Origin of the sequence: Paenisporosarcina cavernae, from assembly GCF_003595195.1 — a bacterium.
GTDB lineage: Bacteria > Bacillota > Bacilli > Bacillales_A > Planococcaceae > Paenisporosarcina > Paenisporosarcina cavernae.
In genome coordinates, this window is the sequence record NZ_CP032418.1 from 2,223,269 (window position 1) to 2,239,364 (window position 16,096).

The 16,096-nt window shown below is 40.0% G+C and carries 17 protein-coding genes; 5 read left to right on the top strand and 12 right to left on the bottom strand.

The genetic code is table 11. The annotated features are described in order from the left end of the window. Window positions 1-45 precede the first annotated feature (45 nt). The 4 genes from D3873_RS11470 (at window position 46) to D3873_RS11485 (ending at window position 3,582) form a co-directional block, all read left to right on the top strand. Window positions 46-639 carry an RNA polymerase sigma factor gene (locus tag D3873_RS11470; RefSeq protein ID WP_119884137.1) on the top strand — a complete coding sequence of 198 codons (594 nt, stop codon included), beginning with the start codon at window positions 46-48 and terminating at the stop codon, window positions 637-639. Further along, complete coding sequence (locus tag D3873_RS11475; RefSeq protein ID WP_119884138.1) at window positions 620-1,342, top strand: anti-sigma factor; 723 nt, start codon at window positions 620-622, stop codon at window positions 1,340-1,342. Before D3873_RS11470 ends, D3873_RS11475 begins: the two co-directional genes overlap by 20 nt. 257 nt (window positions 1,343-1,599) lie before the next feature. Then, on the top strand, window positions 1,600-2,949 hold the full coding sequence (locus D3873_RS11480) for a copper amine oxidase (protein WP_119884139.1): 1,350 nt from the start codon (window positions 1,600-1,602) through the stop codon (window positions 2,947-2,949). A gap of 3 nt (window positions 2,950-2,952) precedes the next feature. Continuing rightward, a complete protein-coding gene (locus tag D3873_RS11485) occupies window positions 2,953-3,582 on the top strand; it encodes a class F sortase (protein WP_238473782.1) in 630 nt (209 codons plus the stop codon). Between the two features lie 47 nt (window positions 3,583-3,629). Here D3873_RS11485 and D3873_RS11490 read toward each other — a convergent pair whose 3' ends face one another. The 6 genes from D3873_RS11490 to D3873_RS11515 all read right to left on the bottom strand — a co-directional run bounded on the left by D3873_RS11490 (window position 3,630) and on the right by D3873_RS11515 (window position 8,501). Then, window positions 3,630-4,154 carry a DNA topology modulation protein gene (locus D3873_RS11490; RefSeq protein ID WP_119884550.1) on the bottom strand — a complete coding sequence of 175 codons (525 nt, stop codon included), beginning with the start codon at window positions 4,152-4,154 and terminating at the stop codon, window positions 3,630-3,632. Next, the gene (locus D3873_RS11495; protein ID WP_119884140.1) at window positions 4,144-4,515 is read right to left on the bottom strand and encodes a VOC family protein; all 372 of its coding nucleotides are present in this window, start codon (window positions 4,513-4,515) and stop codon (window positions 4,144-4,146) included. Before D3873_RS11495 ends, D3873_RS11490 begins: the two co-directional genes overlap by 11 nt. Before the next feature lie 68 nt (window positions 4,516-4,583). After that, window positions 4,584-5,825, bottom strand: a complete 1,242-nt coding sequence (locus D3873_RS11500; protein WP_119884141.1) for an MFS transporter — start codon at window positions 5,823-5,825, stop codon at window positions 4,584-4,586. A 411-nt stretch (window positions 5,826-6,236) separates the two neighbouring features. Then, entirely contained in the window at window positions 6,237-7,046 is an 810-nt protein-coding gene (gene zupT / locus D3873_RS11505; protein ID WP_119884142.1) for a zinc transporter ZupT, read from the bottom strand. A gap of 191 nt (window positions 7,047-7,237) precedes the next feature. Continuing rightward, the gene (locus D3873_RS11510) at window positions 7,238-7,888 is read right to left on the bottom strand and encodes a uracil-DNA glycosylase (protein WP_119884143.1); all 651 of its coding nucleotides are present in this window, start codon (window positions 7,886-7,888) and stop codon (window positions 7,238-7,240) included. After that, window positions 7,881-8,501, bottom strand: a complete 621-nt coding sequence (locus D3873_RS11515) for a phosphatase PAP2 family protein (RefSeq protein ID WP_119884144.1) — start codon at window positions 8,499-8,501, stop codon at window positions 7,881-7,883. Before D3873_RS11515 ends, D3873_RS11510 begins: the two co-directional genes overlap by 8 nt. Window positions 8,502-8,619: 118 nt before the next feature. Here D3873_RS11515 and D3873_RS11520 point away from each other — a divergent pair, with 118 nt between their 5' ends. Next, a complete protein-coding gene (locus D3873_RS11520) occupies window positions 8,620-8,964 on the top strand; it encodes a YflT domain-containing protein (RefSeq protein WP_119884145.1) in 345 nt (114 codons plus the stop codon). 171 nt (window positions 8,965-9,135) lie between these two features. Here D3873_RS11520 and D3873_RS11525 read toward each other — a convergent pair whose 3' ends face one another. The 6 genes from D3873_RS11525 to D3873_RS11550 all read right to left on the bottom strand — a co-directional run bounded on the left by D3873_RS11525 (window position 9,136) and on the right by D3873_RS11550 (window position 16,073). Beyond that, complete coding sequence (locus tag D3873_RS11525) at window positions 9,136-9,744, bottom strand: alpha/beta hydrolase (RefSeq protein ID WP_119884146.1); 609 nt, start codon at window positions 9,742-9,744, stop codon at window positions 9,136-9,138. Window positions 9,745-9,757: 13 nt separating this feature from the next. Continuing rightward, window positions 9,758-10,606, bottom strand: a complete 849-nt coding sequence (locus D3873_RS11530) for a DUF6612 family protein (protein ID WP_119884147.1) — start codon at window positions 10,604-10,606, stop codon at window positions 9,758-9,760. 94 nt (window positions 10,607-10,700) lie between these two features. Beyond that, window positions 10,701-12,809 carry a heavy metal translocating P-type ATPase gene (locus D3873_RS11535; protein ID WP_119884148.1) on the bottom strand — a complete coding sequence of 703 codons (2,109 nt, stop codon included), beginning with the start codon at window positions 12,807-12,809 and terminating at the stop codon, window positions 10,701-10,703. After that, window positions 12,796-13,170, bottom strand: coding sequence for an ArsR/SmtB family transcription factor (locus tag D3873_RS11540; RefSeq protein WP_119884149.1), 375 nt, complete (start codon window positions 13,168-13,170; stop codon window positions 12,796-12,798). Before D3873_RS11540 ends, D3873_RS11535 begins: the two co-directional genes overlap by 14 nt. 139 nt (window positions 13,171-13,309) lie before the next feature. Next, the gene (locus tag D3873_RS11545) at window positions 13,310-14,374 is read right to left on the bottom strand and encodes a nitric oxide synthase oxygenase (protein ID WP_119884150.1); all 1,065 of its coding nucleotides are present in this window, start codon (window positions 14,372-14,374) and stop codon (window positions 13,310-13,312) included. Between the two features lie 211 nt (window positions 14,375-14,585). After that, complete coding sequence (locus D3873_RS11550) at window positions 14,586-16,073, bottom strand: peptide MFS transporter (protein ID WP_119884151.1); 1,488 nt, start codon at window positions 16,071-16,073, stop codon at window positions 14,586-14,588. Window positions 16,074-16,096 lie beyond the last annotated feature (23 nt).

Consider the following 16,096-nt stretch of genomic DNA (forward strand, 5'->3'; position numbering starts at 1 on the left):
CCTCCTGTATGATTATTTTTAATAAAGGGACACAAGGAGGTTTCTATGGATCGACAAAACGATTATGACGTATATCTGCGATTATTAAAGCGTGATAAAGAAGCGCTTGAAATTCTATATGATCAATACGAAAGACTTCTCTATTCGTTTGCGTATCGAATGACAGGTGATGCGAAACATGCAGAAGATGTTGTACAAGATGTATTTATGAAGCTGTGGCGTGAGCACGCTCCATATTCCCCTGAAAAAGGAAAGTTTTCCTCTTGGTTATTAACGATGGTACGTAATACTTCCCTCGATTTTCACCGAAAGAAATCGCGACAAAACGAAGTCGCTTATATGGAACACGACTCAGAACAAGTGCAAGTGATTGATGCAAAGGAAGAAATTCCGGAACACTTTGTGGAGTGGAGAGAAAAGCAGTCGACCATTCGTACTGCTATTGCTGAATTAAAAGAAGATCAACAAAAAATAGTGGAACTCTTTTATTTCCAAGGACTTTCCCAAGACGTCATTGCGACGAAATTAGACATACCACTCGGAACGGTAAAAAGCCGTATACGATTAGCCTTAGGACATCTCAAGAAGAAACTTCATGGAGAAAGGGGGATCTTGCAAGATGGAACGACAAACATGTGAAACATTAATTGATTATTTCAATGGACAATTGAATGATATAGAAAAAGCGCAATTTGAAGAACATTTACAGCATTGCCCATCGTGCCAAGAAGAGCTTGCTGAATGGCAACTTTTAGCGGATGATCTTCCTTATGCGGTTGACACCGTCCTTCCTCCAAATGGAATGAAAGATCGAATTCTCTCAAACATTGTAGATGATAAAGAAGAAGAAATGGTGGTCGTGAATAACAAACCAATTCCTAAAAAGCCTTCCGTCAAATGGATGCCTTTCATCGCCGCTGCACTCTTATTATCTATAGGGGCAAATATCTTTTTAGCTTCTATAGTAAGTAAACAAACGGATGAGCTTGCAACTTCTCAAGAAACGGTAGATGAGTTGTTAGCGTATGTCCAACTTTCTTCTACGACTGGAGATGTAACAGGGACCGCATCGATGGTGAAACACGGTGAAGAAGTACAAATGGTTGTGACTGCGAATTCACTTCCACAATTATCGAATGAAGAAGTTTTCCAAGTGTGGTTAATCGATGAAGATGGACCAAAGCGAGCTGGTTCTTTCCAAACAACTTCCGAAAACGGCACAATGGTCTTTACACTTCCGGAAAACATGAACAAAGATTGGAGCCAAATTGCCGTTTCTCATGAACCGAACAAAGACAGTGAGAAGCCGCTTGGTGAAGTATTGCTTGCTTCTGATCTTTAAATAAAAAGTACAAAGTAGTTGCCACCCTATCAGACTGTGTGAGTATTCCATATTTGGAGCTTGCACAGTCTTTTTATTAGCCAAAAAAGAATTTGCAGTTTTAAAAACTGTCGTAGTGAAACCTTGCTGTGACGAGGATTCTATTTCGTTACACATTGAATGGACAACTTTTTTTAAAAAAATGTGATCCATTTTGCAATCCGCTCCGTTAGCTTGGTGTAATGAAAATTCAAACTAATTTAAAAGGAGCGATTCACATGAACAAAAAAACGATTTTAATGTCATCTTTATCTTTAAGTCTACTAGTGCCAACGATGGTGTTTGCAGAGGATCACAATTCAATGGGATCGGAAACAAATGTTTCTAGTCCAGCTTCCGAATTACGTTCTGCTTTAGGGCATCTATTTACAGAGCATGCGTTTTTAGCGACTGAAGTGTTGAAAAAAGGAGCAGATGGTGCGGAAGATTTTGATCAAGCTGCAGCGGCCTTAAGTGCTAATACAGATGATTTAACAGCAGCAATCTCTTCGGTTTATGGAGACGACGCAGGCGCACAATTTAAAGAAATTTGGAATTCACATATTGGATACTTTGTCGATTACGTAACTGCTACTGGAGCGAAGGATGAAGCAGCGAAAAAAGAAGCGCTAGCGAACTTGGACAGCTATCGTACCGAACAAGCAGCATTTTTAGAAACGGCAACAGAAGGTCGTTTGAAAGCAGCAGATTTAGAAGCTGGATTAAAAATGCATGTAGACCAATTGATTTGGGCTTTTGATAGCTATGTTGCGGGAGATTATGAAACATCTTATATGAACGAGCGAGAAGCTATTGATCATATGAGAATGGTTGCAGCTAGTGTTGCGACAGCTATTACCGATCAATTCCCTGACAAGTTTGAGAACTCAAAAGCAGTCACTCCAGCAGCTGATTTACGTGCATCACTTGACCGTGTTTTCACAGAACATGCAGGACTTGCAGTAATGGCGATGCAAAACGGAGTAGATGGTGATCCTGACTTTGATGCTTCGGCAGCCGCTCTTTTAGCGAACGCAGATGAGTTATCTGCTGCAGTCGCTTCTGTTTATGGTGAAGAAGGCGGAGAAGCATTTAAAGAAATTTGGAAATCACATATCGGTTATTTCGTCGATTATGTGACAGCAACTGCTAATGATGATCAAGCTGGAAAAGACGCTGCGAAAAAAGAATTAGATGGTTACATTACCGATCAAGCTGCATTCTTAGCGACAGCAACGGAAGATCGTTTACCTGCTGCTGATTTAGAGGCTGGCTTAACGGAACATGTGGATCAATTGCTTAATGCATTCGATAGTTATGTAGCTGGAGATTACGAAACTGCATATTCTGCGTTACGCGAGTCATATGCACACATGTTAATGCCTTCTGAAGCGTTATCAGGTGCAATTGTCGACCAATTCCCAGATAAATTTGCTGGTAGCTCAATGCCAGAAGGAATGCCGAAAACTGGTATGGGTGGAACTGCGAACGAAGATGCATTTCCATATGAATGGTTCTTATTAGGTGGGTTACTTGCTGCTTCGATGGGTGGAGCATATTCCCTACGTCGTCGTTCTAACGAGGCGTAAATAGTGAGGAAGAAACTTGCTTTGATTGGCATCTCTGCTTTATTGTTAGCAGGGTGTCAATCGATGCCTTCCGCTTCGCAAGAAGAGAACGGGGCAAAGAAAGCACCAATAGAATCAGCAGAAACTGCCCCCATTACACTTGCGATTGGAAATGAAACATTATCTTCGGATAAGATTATTCAAGACGACAGACAAGGAATCACCCCATCGAACTTAACGATTCCCGCAATAAATGTGGACGCACCCGTCGAAGGCTACGGTGTGAACAAAAAAGGGGAAATGGATGTACCAAATAGCGTGATCACAACTGGCTGGTACGACAAAGGGTACATGCCTGGGGCTGCCGGTAATGCTGTAATTGCTGGTCATGTAGATGGCAAAAAAGGACCCGCAGTATTTTACGATCTGAAAGAGCTACAAAATGGAGATGAAATCATTGTCTCCGACGAGCAAGGAAATGAGAAAATCTTTGTGGTAGATCGTGTAAAATCGTATCCTGTTGATGAAGCACCGCTCGATGAGATTTTCGGGTTTAAATACGGAAGTAGTTTAAACTTAATCACGTGCACGGGAGATTATTCAAACGGTGGGTATGAGGAACGCTTGGTTGTGTATAGTAATTTGAAAGAGTAGATATTTTTGACAAATAAAAAAGCGGCGGAGTTACGAGTAGATTCTCGTTATTCCGTCGCTTTTCTTTGAGTTTGCAACCAGTTTTTAGTTTCTTTTGGGCTTAGAAACATATAAACAGTTGCATTGCTTTTTGCTAATCGAGACATCATTTTCGGTCGAATGTCCTTTGGAAACCGCCAAATCCATTGAAAAAATTCTATATCCATTTTTTCTGGGCACTCTTTTCCCATATCCGGACGGGTTTTACCTCGATACTTCCAAACTCGCTTAAACGCTCGATAGAGACACACGTACTTGGAATAGTCCAAATAGATAATTGTATCGGCGTATTGCAATCGATATTCTAGTGTAGAGTCAAAATTTCCGTCAATGATCCATTCTGGGTTTTGCAATGTTTTCTCTAGCTGCGCGATAAATTCTTTTTTTGGAAGTGCTACCCAACCAGGTTGCCAATATATCACATCCAAATGGATAACTGGCACATTCCATTTTACAGATAGTTCTTTTGCTAAAGTCGATTTTCCAGCACCACTCGACCCAACGATTAAGATTTTCTTTGGATTATGCTGCATCTTCTTCAAATGAGCAAACACCTAAAAGATTTCCGTCTAAATCTTTAAATTGAAAAAACTCCACTTTACCACCGCTTTGAACAGGTGTTGCTTCGACCCCCGCATCAAGCAAACGTTGATGTGTTTGATGAATATCCGATGTGTAGAAATTGAACCATTCGTGATCGGCAGGCTTTTCATTTCCAAAATGATCGGTATTAACTAATGTAAAGGCTGTTTCACCATTTCCGATATCTAGCGCCGCATAGCCATTTTCGACATCGTGCCAACGCAATCGAAATCCGCACTTTTCTTCATACCACTTAATCGAAGCATGTGTATCAGAAACAGGTAGAAAAATTGTATCAATTCGTTTAAACATGACGCCACTCCTCACTCATGTTGGTGGTTTTATTTTACCAACAATCGTTCCAACTGGCTAGAGCGTCCTTATTCTAATACCGTGTTTTTGGTTTCTTTACCTAAGAAAATAACGGCTAGAACACCTATTACAATTGCGATACAGAAAATACCAAAAATCCATCCAATATCGAAGTTTTTCGCCACTAATGAACCTACAAGGAGTGGTCCTAAAATTCCTCCGATTCGTCCTACTGCTGCAGCCATACCAGATCCAGTTCCACGAACAACGGTCTCATATTGCTCTGGAGTATATGCATATAGCGCACCCCACGCACCTAGGTTAAAGAATGATAATAATGCACCTGAAGTTAATAAAATCCATGTTACATCTGCATTGCCGAAAATATACGCACTTAAAGCCGTTCCAAGTAAAAAGCTTACTAACACAAATTTACGTCCAATTTTTTCAATTAACCAAGCGGCTAAGAAGTAACCAGGCAATTGAGCAATCGTCATTAATAACACATACTCAAAACTCTTAATAAGTGTAAAACCTTTGATAACCATTACACTTGGTAACCATAAAAACATTCCGTAATAAGAAAACACGACAGTGAACCACAAGATCCATAACATTAACGTGTTTTTCGTATACTTTTTGCTCCAGATTAATGCTAAGCGCTCTGTTATTGGTGGAACTTTTTCGCGCTTCGCCACGAATTGTGGAGAGTCTGGCAATTTCAAACGAAGATAAACAGCATAAAACGCAGGCAGCGCCGTCAAAATTAATGCGATTTTCCAACCATTATCAAAGTTAGGAATAATAAAATAGGAAATAATTGCTGCTACTAACCAACCTGCTGCCCAAAAGCTTTCGAGTAAAACGACGATTCTGCCACGTTCTTTTGGCTCAACACTTTCAGATACTAGTGTAGACGCAACTGGAAGTTCGCCACCTAGTCCCATTCCAACGAAGAATCGTAAGATTAAAAACGCTGCAAGTGTTGTCGTAAATGCGGATAGTCCACTTGCGACTGAAAATAATACCAAGGTCATAATGAATATTTGTTTTCGACCAATTTTATCTGCGAACATTCCGAAGACCATAGCACCTACTGCCATACCAATTGAGTTCACACTACCAATCCAGCCCATTTCTGCTGGAGTTAAGCTCCATTCTACTGCGAGCGCCGCGATGATGAATGATAAAATCCCCACGTCCATCGCATCGAACATCCACCCTAATCCTGCGATCCCAAGCAATTTATTTCGACTAATTTCCTTTTCTGGTTTACTTTTAACGGCAGTTTCCGTTATTGCTGTTGTCATTTCTACATCCCCTTTTTATAGTGTCTTGACACTTGTCGCAACATCAGTATATTCCTGTCATGACAGATATACAATAGGATATTTGAAGACGGAATTTTCTGTTTTTCATCTCTTTTCATTTACCCTACTGGATGGCTTATAAGCACGGAGAGTGAGGCTAATTGTGGCAGTCACAAATCTCAATGAATAAAACTTAAAATCTTTATCAAAATTGTATTATCAATCTACTTTTATCAGCGAGAAAGCCATTTCTATCAACCCTCGAGAGACTGCTATCAGCGGTTATTCCATTCTTTCGGCGCATCCGATTTTTCGTTTGGATGCGTTGAATAAAGAATAGTTCTTTCCCTTTCAAGAAAAAATGCCACGAATCCTAGATTCGCGGCATGAAGGAATATACATGTAGATTGATTAAATAAACAACACTAAACTGACAGCCATCACTGCCATTCCTGCAACTAATCCATAAATTGAATAGTGCGTTTCATCGTATTTTTGTGCTGCAGGTAATAACTCATCTAACGAGATAAAGACCATAATTCCTGCTACGGCTGCAAACACGACTCCAAACATGATGCCATTTAAGAAAGGCATCAAAAGTAAATAGGCAATTAGCGCACCCACTGGTTCCGATAAGCCCGAAATAAACGACCATTTAAAGGCTTTTTTTCGATTGCCGGTTGCATAGTAAAGAGGGATTGCTACTGCAATACCTTCTGGAATATTATGAATGGCGATTGCAAACGCGATTGCGATCCCTAAATTTGGATCTTGCATTGCTGACATGAAAGTGGCAATACCTTCAGGGAAATTGTGAATGCCTACCGCTAGAGCAGTGAAAATACCCATTCTCATTAACTTTGTGTATTCATCATTAGAAGGAGTTTTCTCCATATCTTCTACACCCTTCACTTCGTGAGGGTTTGTTGTTTTAGGAAGTAGTTTATCAATAAGTGCTATCACGAGTATTCCAAGGAAGAATCCTCCAATTGTTGCCCAATATCCTGGTTTTTCCCCAAGTTCGTCAACTAACGCCACTTTTGCTTTTACGAATATCTCCACTAACGAAACATAAATCATGACTCCCGCTGAAAACCCAAGTGAGAGAGACAGAAATTTTGTATTTGTGCGTTTCGTGACAAATGCAAGTAAACTTCCGATTCCCGTGGCTAAACCTGCGAGCAATGTTAAGCCAAGTGCAAATAGAACATTTCCATCCATTACAAATCCTTCTTTCTGCGAACTTCTTAAGTGTAGTGTATGCGAAATGTTTCCTATATGCAACTTTTTTTAGTAAAGAAAACTTGAAATTTATTTTTCATCGCTTTTCTATGGCATTCCTGTATGTGAACTCGGCTTTTCTTTTCATACATCCACAAAATTTTTTCGACAGGTAAATGAAGTACATCCCTTTAAACTAAATTATTCTTTAAAAACTCTCCTATCGCTGTCCAGTCTGCTATCATAGAGTCTTTTAAAGACGGTCGATAAAAAATAGAAGCTGGATGAAGTGTCGGAATAAGCGTATAGTTTCGATTGGTCCATCCATAGTCGTTTCCTGCTAATTTTCTTATTTCATGAGAAATTACTTTTCCCTGATACTCTTTTAGTTTCCAATCCGGCCCCAACAACCGTGTAAAGCCAACTGATCCAACTGGAATAATGAGTTCCGGTTGAATATGTTCTATTTCATAATCAAGCACGCCAGCATGTGCTAAAATTTCTTTTTTTGTAGGAGGACGATTGTATTTTCGTTCAATTGTTGAACCGTCTCGCAACTTCTTCGTACCCCACCGATATGGTCGACTTCTCACTGCACTTGTCATAAAAACATCATCTCGTGTGATTTCCGCAATTTCCATCATTTGTTCTAACACTTTCCCTGCACGTCCAATAAACGGAACGCCTTCCACTGCTTCATTTTCACCTGGAGCTTCACCAACAATCATGATTCGCACATTCGCAGACGCTTTGGAGATGACGAATCCTTCCACAGGTGCATCTCCCATTCGTTCGATGGCTGTTTGTTGAATGTGATGTGGTATGTGAAACAAATCACTCATATCGCTTAGACCTCTTTCGTAACGAACGGTTAAGATATTCATACCAATATACAACCACCATAAATAAGAAATATCCTATTGCCCATCCTGCAACGACATCAGTTCCATAGTGATGGTTTCCAGCGATTCGTGATAAGCCTATGAGGATGGTTAATACACTTGCAACTATCCAAATGACCACGGATTTTTTTCGATCATCGATATACTCAGACGCAAAATAAGCCACTGTAAATAAATATAAGATACTAATCATGGCATGTCCGGACGGAAAGCTATAGCTAGTTAGTTGATGAGGTAATTCCGGTCGAACCCTTGCAACATATTCTTTGATCGCATTGTTCAAAAATGCACCACCTGCAACGGTTATTAAAACAAAAATAAGGCCCCGATAATTTTTCTTTAGAAATAAAAATACTAATAGAATGAGTGAGACCATAATGACAAACCATGGGTCTCCAAATAAGGAGAAAAAATTAATTTCTTTTATTCCTAAAAACATTTCACTTGCCCACTTGTCGAATGCTACCATCGTATCGTTTGAAAAATTAAAAAATAATAGTAGAAAACCTATTAGTGCTATGGCTGCCGTTGATACTCTTATAAAATCTTTCATATTTACCACCTCTCATGTGACTGAATCATAAGAACTATTTACCCCTTTTTGCGTTTAGGTAACGTAATGGGAGGTATTTATATTGTTGTAAGCTAGTTTTGAAGGAGGAATTCAGATTATGACAGTTCATTACAAAGAATATGTTAGTGATGCAGAAGCAATCCGTGGAATTCAAGAAATCAAAACAAAAGGTGTTCATGAAAATGATATTTATGTTTTAACTCATGAAGATCGGCGTACAGATGATGTAGCGGAGGCAGCCGATGCTAACACAGTTGGAATGGAAGAAACAGGTTTTGGAACTGCTATGGCAAACGTCTTCCGCAAAAAAGGTGACGAGCTCCGTTCCCAATTCCAAGAATTAGGGTTCAGCCAACCAGAAGCAGAACGACTTGAAGAAAAGTTAGATCAGAATAAAGTAGTGGTGGTTGTAAAAAACCCTCCTACCAATTTCACCATGTAAGTAAAAATATGTATAAAAACGAGCAAGAAATCCCCCCCGATTTCTTGCTCGTTTTACGTGTTGCATGAATTTTTTCAACGTACCACTCTTTACACTCGTTTAATCCTTGAATACGAAATAAATAACATACTCTATTGAGTTACCTTATCTGGCAAAGTTGATTTGCACATTCTAAGCAAATAATGTCGTGTACCACTTTTTCGCTTCATCTAATTCAGCATAGCTTAACTGATGTCCTTGATTGTCCCAAAAGGTTTCAACACTTGCTCCTGCATTTTGTAGAAGAGCTTGTAAGTCTTCTGTTTCCTGTGGAGGACATATTGGATCATTTTTCCCTGCCGCAATAAAGACATTTTTTCCATCTAAATTTGGTAAATCTATTCCTCTCCGAGGTACCATCGGATGATGTAAAATTGCTCCGCGAAGAGACTCCGCGCGATGAAATAGCATGCTAGATGCTATATTTGCACCGTTAGAATATCCAACTGCCACCACGTTATGTCGATCAAACTCATATTTTTCTGCTGACTCTGTAATAAAGTCATCGAGTTCTTTTGTACGAAAAATCAAATCTTCTTCATCAAAGATTCCTTCTGCAAGACGACGGAAAAAACGAGGCATGCCATTTTCAGAGACATTTCCTCTCACACTTAACAACGAAGCGGTATCATCTAAACGTTCTGCTAACGGAAGTAAATCACGTTCTGTTCCGCCAGTACCATGCAAAAGCAGTAATACCGGCTTCATTGGATCTGTCCCTTTTGTAAATACATGAATCATCTGAAAGTCCTCCCTAAAGTTCGTTTGCTTCCTTCTTCACGTCATCGGGTACTTTTATTTCATCAAGCTCATTAAACTTTCCATATGTGGATTTCATGTCTTGTGTAATTTTCATTGATTGGCCATTTGATTCCACATTCATTGCCATTTGAACATCCATTTTAGTCACATAAAACGTTTTCTTATCAATTTCGATGACATAATGGATGGATTCAATGTCCATATTATCAAGAAACTCTTGTTCTCCAGCACCCATTTCTGACATGCTTTTCATTTGCTTTTCGATTAACGACTTAAATTGATCGCCTTTTGAATCGAGTGTTAAGACGTAATGATTAGCAGTTTGTTCAAAGGTAAAATCCTTTTTATACTCTTCTAAGTCCTGTAATTGTTTCGAAGGATCCGCTTGAGAAGTGGAGGACTTTAATAACTTATCCGACATTTCTTTCGGTAATTTCGACCACATATCCGAAAGTCCGTCGTAAATGTAGAAGCCTTCCTCCGTTAAATAACTTTCATTCTCATATTTCTGGGGCTCGCCAGTATCAGAACTAGTAGACGAAGACGTAGTTCCTTTTTGGTAAACCGCTAAAGGCGATGTTTGCAAATTCATCGTCGTATCCGATTTCGTGACAAACTCCATTTCTTCTTCTCCGACAAGCATGGTTTGTTGCGAGCTAATTTCCGATTGGAGATTTTTAATGTCTGCTGATTTTTCTTGTGTTTTTGCAAATACTTCTTCTAGTGTCAATTCACTCGTTTGTTCTTTCGTTACACCGTCTGTCGGTGTAGCAGAGTCGTTACAAGCACTTAATAATAATACACTGGCTAATACTCCAGTAATCCATCGTTTGTTTTTCAACCATTCCAGCTCCAATCATCATATTAAATTTCTATCTTCTATTGTACCTATCTCCTACTTGATTCTCTAGAGAAGAAATAGAATTTTCTTATTTTTAGTACTTCGTTCGCATTAATCGTAAGGAGTTAAGTACTACTAATAATGTAGCCCCTACATCCGCAAAAATGGCGAGCCAAAGTGTTAGCCAACCTGGAATGATCAACAAGAGCGCGACTACTTTTAATAAAAAGGCAAAGAGTACATTTTGATAAATAATTCGAACCGTTTTCCGACTTAATGCAATCGTATATGGTAGTTTCTCTAAATCATCTGCCATTAAAGCAATGTCTGCTGTTTCTAGCGCTGTATCTGTCCCTGCTCCGCCCATTGCAATTCCAACAGAAGCAGCAGCGAGTGCTGGTGCATCATTCACACCATCTCCAACCATCGCAACTTTCCCGTGGTTTTCTTGTAGTTCTTTTACTGCGGCAAGCTTTTGTTCGGGCATTAGCGCTGCTCGAATATCTGCGACTCCTACTCGATTTCCGATCGCATTTGCTGTTCTAACGTTATCTCCAGTAAGAAGTACCGTTCGACTTATCCCTAACTCGGACAATTTCGAAATGATACTTGCCGAAGTATCTCTTACTTTATCTTCTATCCCAAATAACGCGAGTATTTCCTCCTCTGTTCCAAATAGAACTACAGTTTTTCCTTGTTGTTGCAAGAAAGAAATCGTCTCATTCACTTCCGATTGGATGGTCATTTTTTCTTGGAATAAAGAAGGACTTCCAATGAAATACTCTCTTTCATTTACTCGTGCGACAGCACCTCTACCTGTGAAGGATTGGAAAGAAGTGACAGCAGGAAATTCCGTTATCGATTCCCTTGCTTTATTCACAATAGCATTCGCTAAGGGATGCTTTGATTGTTGCTCTATCGCCGCAGCAATTTGAAGCGTTTGGACTTCCGGAAACTCTCCTACAATTTGCAGGTCGGTTACAACCGGACGACCTTCTGTTAAGGTTCCAGTTTTATCAAATGCAATAACGGATAATCGACCGGTTTCTTCTAAGTGAACGCCACCTTTAATCAACACACCATTTCTAGCTGCATTTCCAATCGCCGTGACGATTGCAACTGGTGTCGAGACAACGAGTGCACATGGGCAACCAACGACTAATACAGCAAGCCCACGGTAAATCCATTCACTCCAATCCGATGCCATAAATACTGGCGGAATAATCATAACCATGGCTGCGATCGCCATAATTGCAGGAGTATAATAGGTTGCGAAACGATCAACAAATGCTTGAGAAGGTGCTTTCTCTGCTTGCGCTTCCTCGACTAAATGAATAATTTTCGCAATCGTCGTATCTTCCACTCGTTTCGTGATTTCTATATCCAAGACGCCTTCTTCATTCAACGTTCCGGCAAACACTTCATCACCTATCATTTTCGCAATAGGCATAGACTCTCCCGTGATGGCAGCTTGATTAACAGAAGATGTTCCCGATTGGATGATTCCATCCATCGGAATTTTTTCCCCTGGTCGAACAACAATCGTTTGACCAATGACTAAATCATCCACGTCTACTTCCACGAACTCATTGCCTTTTCGAACCGTTGCTTTCGTTGGTGCAATTTTCATCAACGACTGAATGGAATGACGAGCTTTATCCATGGAGTATGTCTCTAACGCTTCACTAATCGCGAATAAAAATACCACAAAGGCACCTTCGCCCCACTCTCCAATGAGCGCGGCCCCAATAATGGCAATCGTCATCAGTGTTTTCATATCAAATCGGACGCGAACAAAATTTTGTACACCTGTGGTTAATAAACGATAGCCCCCAATGACGATTGAAATAGCATATAACGAGATGGTCATCCAGTCTCCTTCACCATTCAACCAAGTAGAAAGACTACCCAGAAGAAGAAAAAGGAAAGACATTACAGTTGATCTCGTCTCTTCTTTCTTCCAAAACGGTATTTTTTCGTCTACGACACGACTTTTTTCCGGAAATACTTTGATGCCATCGAATGCACCCGCTTTTTCTAGCTCTTCAATTGTGACATCCCCAACGACTGTTAGCTTGGATGCACCAAAATTAAGTTGAACCGTCTCTACTGCGGGAATTGCTTGCACATTCCGTTCAAAAGTAGCTGCACAACTAGTACATGATAAGTTTTGAAGGCGATAGATTGTTTTATCTTGTTCCATGGGAAATTCCTTCTTTCGAATGCTCTAACGCAATGTTCACTAATTGGTGAACATGATCATCAGCTAGGGAATAAAACACCAATTTTCCTTCTTTTCGATATTTTGCTAACTTTCCATTTCGTAAATAACGTAAGTGATGAGATGCAGTCGCTGTCGTCGATCCAATGACATGCGCCACGTCACACACACACATCTCTTTTTCCAGTGTTAATGCATATGCAATCTTCAAGCGCGTCGCATCTGCAAGTGCCTTAAAAAGAAGCTCCACTCCATTTGTGTCCTGTAATCTTGGTGTCACTCTATTCACAAGCGCTTCATCAAAACACGCAACTTCACACACATCTAGCTCTTTCGTTTTCATATTTGCACTCCTCATTCAAATATTCGTTTGATTGTTTGAACTTAGTGTATGCAACTACCACCAAGAAGTCAACTGCTTCAAGGCGACAAAAATAGCCATGAACAATGTTCATGGCATACATTTACGAAAATATAGGGTCTTATTTTTTTTCGACATAAGGGGAGGGTTGGTAGTAAAAGTTAGGAGACTTCATTTCATTTGAATACGGTTGATGGAAAACATGGGTTGCAGCAGGTGACATCGGTGGAATTAGCCAACTCCAATTCCCCGTTACTTCCCTGCCTTTCTTTTTCTCCTGTTGTTCAAATTGCTTGAACTGAAGAGCAGCAGTATGATGATCCACTATGCTAACACCTTGTGAGCGGAAGGAATGCAGCACTGCAAGGTTTAACTCTACTAACGCTCGATCTTTCCAAAGACTAGCTGCTGATTGTTGATTGAAGTTAAATAATGAAGCTACATTCGGTAATTGATTATAACGATTTACATCAGCCAGATTACGTGCACCAATTTCTGTACCCATGTACCATCCGTTAAATGGTGCAGCTGGAAATTCGATGCCCCCAACTTCTAACTTCATCGAAGAAATTATCGGAACCGCATACCACTTTAAATTCAGTGATGCAAAACCCGGATGATCAGGATGTGTAATAGGTACTTCCAATACTACCTCTGGTGGGATATCAAACCAAACGGGAGGATTGCTTCCCACTTGAATGACTAATGGCAATATATCAAATGATGACTTCTCACCTGACCAGCCTAGTTTTTCACAAACATTTGTAAATGCCAGGGAATCAGCATCTCCAACGACTTTCTCCTCCACTTGGTATCCAGCATAGCGAATCAATTGGTGGTTCCAAATTCGAACGGAAGGGTGAAAAATTGTGATGGTTGGCTTCACTTTCCCGTTATTTGTGGCAAAGCTAATATGGTGAATAAGTGCATCAAAAATAGCTTTTTCCTCGATCAATTCTCGGCGATCATCGACATGCATTGTCTGCCAAAACAATCGCCCTATACACTTGTTACTGTTTCTCCAAGCCACTTTCGCACCATATGCTAACTCATCGTGATTCAGTGTATATGTATTTGTTTGTTGTAGTTCTTCTTCGATTTCATTCCAACGAGAAGAAAAGAATTCCTTTCCTCTGTCCTGCTCGTCCGTATATTGCTGTAAGAATGCTAATGCTTTTTCTCTCATAACTAGTTCCCTCCACTTTTTATATACTAATTTCCGGCACAGTCAAAATGCAAAGGAAGACGGTACCCTTCTGTGCAAGTTATGGCGGGAATATGTCAGAGAATTTTTTCCAATATAAAACCATGAAACGTGTTCACAGTATTTCACCACTAGGTAATGTTGAAAAAAGCTGCAGTCCCGACCAATTGGTAGGAACTACAGCTATGAAACATTATCGAACGCCACGCATGAATTCTTCAATTTTTGGTGCAAAGAAGAATAATAGTAATCCGATACCTAACGCGACAGCACCTATTACACCGAAGTACATGATTTCATTTTCCGGTGTGTATAATTTAACCACTTGCGCATTAATTGCCTGTGCAGATGCGTTTGTTAGGAACCACAAACTCATCGTTTGAGCTGCAAAGGCACCAGGAGCTAGCTTCGTTGTTGCCGATAGCCCTACCGGAGAAAGTAGCAATTCACCAAGAACTACTAGGAAAAAGCTTAATACTAACCACCACGGACTAACGAGCGTCTCTGTTCCATTAAAATAAGCCGGAATGATCATCACCAAAAATGACATACTAGCAAAAAATAATCCGAAAGCAAATTTCTTTGGAGTCGAAGGCTGACGTTCACCCAGTCGAATCCATAACCACGCAAACACTGGAGCAAGCGCAATGATGAATAACGGATTAAGCGATTGGAACCAAGCTGGCGAAATATCAAATGACCCAAGACTTAAATCTGTACGTTGGTCTGCATATTGCGCAAGAATAATGGATCCTTGTTCTTGAATTGCCCAGAACATCATTGCCGCAACGAATAAAGGAATATATGCAAGTACACGTGATTTTTCATCTGCATTTGTTTTCGAGCTTCGGTACATCACAATAAAGTAAATTGTCGGGATCACAATCCCTAAAATCGATACGATCATGGTAAAGACATCAATTGTCATAATTCCTAATTGAATGAGGATAAACCCAATGATAGCAACTGCTACAATTCCAATTGCAATTCGAGTAAATACACTTTTGCGTTCTTCTCTTGTAAGCGGATTAGGAACGTGAGATCCTGCTAATCCTAAGTATTTTTTCTTTGTAAACCAGAACACGATTAAACCAACGAACATTCCAATAGCGGCTAAACTAAATCCTAAATGGAAGTTATAGTCTAATCCAACTGTTCCGACAATTAATGGCGCAATAAGTGCACCCATGTTAATTCCCATATAGAAAATCGAGAATCCTGAATCACGACGAACATCGTTATCAGCATACAAGTCACCAACAATACTCGAGATATTCGGTTTTAATAATCCTGTACCAATAACGATTAATGCCATTGATCCGAAAAGGGTGGTTAATCCGCCCGGCAATGACAGGACGATATGTCCGAACATGATTAAAATACCACCGTAAAAGACGGTTCGTGTTGTACCGAACAATCGGTCAGCGATCCATCCTCCGATGATACCTGACATATACACAAGAGACCCATACACTGCCATAATCGAGTTAGCAGTAGACTGTTCTAGTCCTAGACCACCTTGTGTAACTTCGTAGTACATATAGTAAAGTAAAATTGCGCGCATTCCGTAGTAGGAAAAACGTTCCCAGAATTCCGTAAAGAATAGAGAAAGTAATCCTTTTGGATGGCCAAAAAATCCTCGTTGAGGAACTGAGTTCACGATTTCTTGTTTTGTAACCATTCTTCATTTCCCTTCCTTCTAAG

What these genes read in the sequence shown, in the direction of transcription:
- D3873_RS11470 (WP_119884137.1), top strand. Translation starts at nt 46, where the DNA reads ATGGATCGACAAAACGATTATGACGTATATCTGCGATTATTAAAGCGT.
- D3873_RS11475 (WP_119884138.1), top strand. Translation starts at nt 620, where the DNA reads ATGGAACGACAAACATGTGAAACATTAATTGATTATTTCAATGGACAA.
- D3873_RS11480 (WP_119884139.1), top strand. Translation starts at nt 1,600, where the DNA reads ATGAACAAAAAAACGATTTTAATGTCATCTTTATCTTTAAGTCTACTA.
- D3873_RS11490 (WP_119884550.1), bottom strand. Translation starts at nt 4,154, where the DNA reads ATGCAGCATAATCCAAAGAAAATCTTAATCGTTGGGTCGAGTGGTGCT.
- D3873_RS11495 (WP_119884140.1), bottom strand. Translation starts at nt 4,515, where the DNA reads ATGTTTAAACGAATTGATACAATTTTTCTACCTGTTTCTGATACACAT.
- D3873_RS11500 (WP_119884141.1), bottom strand. Translation starts at nt 5,825, where the DNA reads ATGACAACAGCAATAACGGAAACTGCCGTTAAAAGTAAACCAGAAAAG.
- zupT (WP_119884142.1), bottom strand. Translation starts at nt 7,046, where the DNA reads ATGGATGGAAATGTTCTATTTGCACTTGGCTTAACATTGCTCGCAGGT.
- D3873_RS11510 (WP_119884143.1), bottom strand. Translation starts at nt 7,888, where the DNA reads ATGAGTGATTTGTTTCACATACCACATCACATTCAACAAACAGCCATC.
- D3873_RS11515 (WP_119884144.1), bottom strand. Translation starts at nt 8,501, where the DNA reads ATGAAAGATTTTATAAGAGTATCAACGGCAGCCATAGCACTAATAGGT.
- D3873_RS11520 (WP_119884145.1), top strand. Translation starts at nt 8,620, where the DNA reads ATGACAGTTCATTACAAAGAATATGTTAGTGATGCAGAAGCAATCCGT.
- D3873_RS11525 (WP_119884146.1), bottom strand. Translation starts at nt 9,744, where the DNA reads ATGATTCATGTATTTACAAAAGGGACAGATCCAATGAAGCCGGTATTA.
- D3873_RS11535 (WP_119884148.1), bottom strand. Translation starts at nt 12,809, where the DNA reads ATGGAACAAGATAAAACAATCTATCGCCTTCAAAACTTATCATGTACT.
- D3873_RS11540 (WP_119884149.1), bottom strand. Translation starts at nt 13,170, where the DNA reads ATGAAAACGAAAGAGCTAGATGTGTGTGAAGTTGCGTGTTTTGATGAA.
- D3873_RS11545 (WP_119884150.1), bottom strand. Translation starts at nt 14,374, where the DNA reads ATGAGAGAAAAAGCATTAGCATTCTTACAGCAATATACGGACGAGCAG.
- D3873_RS11550 (WP_119884151.1), bottom strand. Translation starts at nt 16,073, where the DNA reads ATGGTTACAAAACAAGAAATCGTGAACTCAGTTCCTCAACGAGGATTT.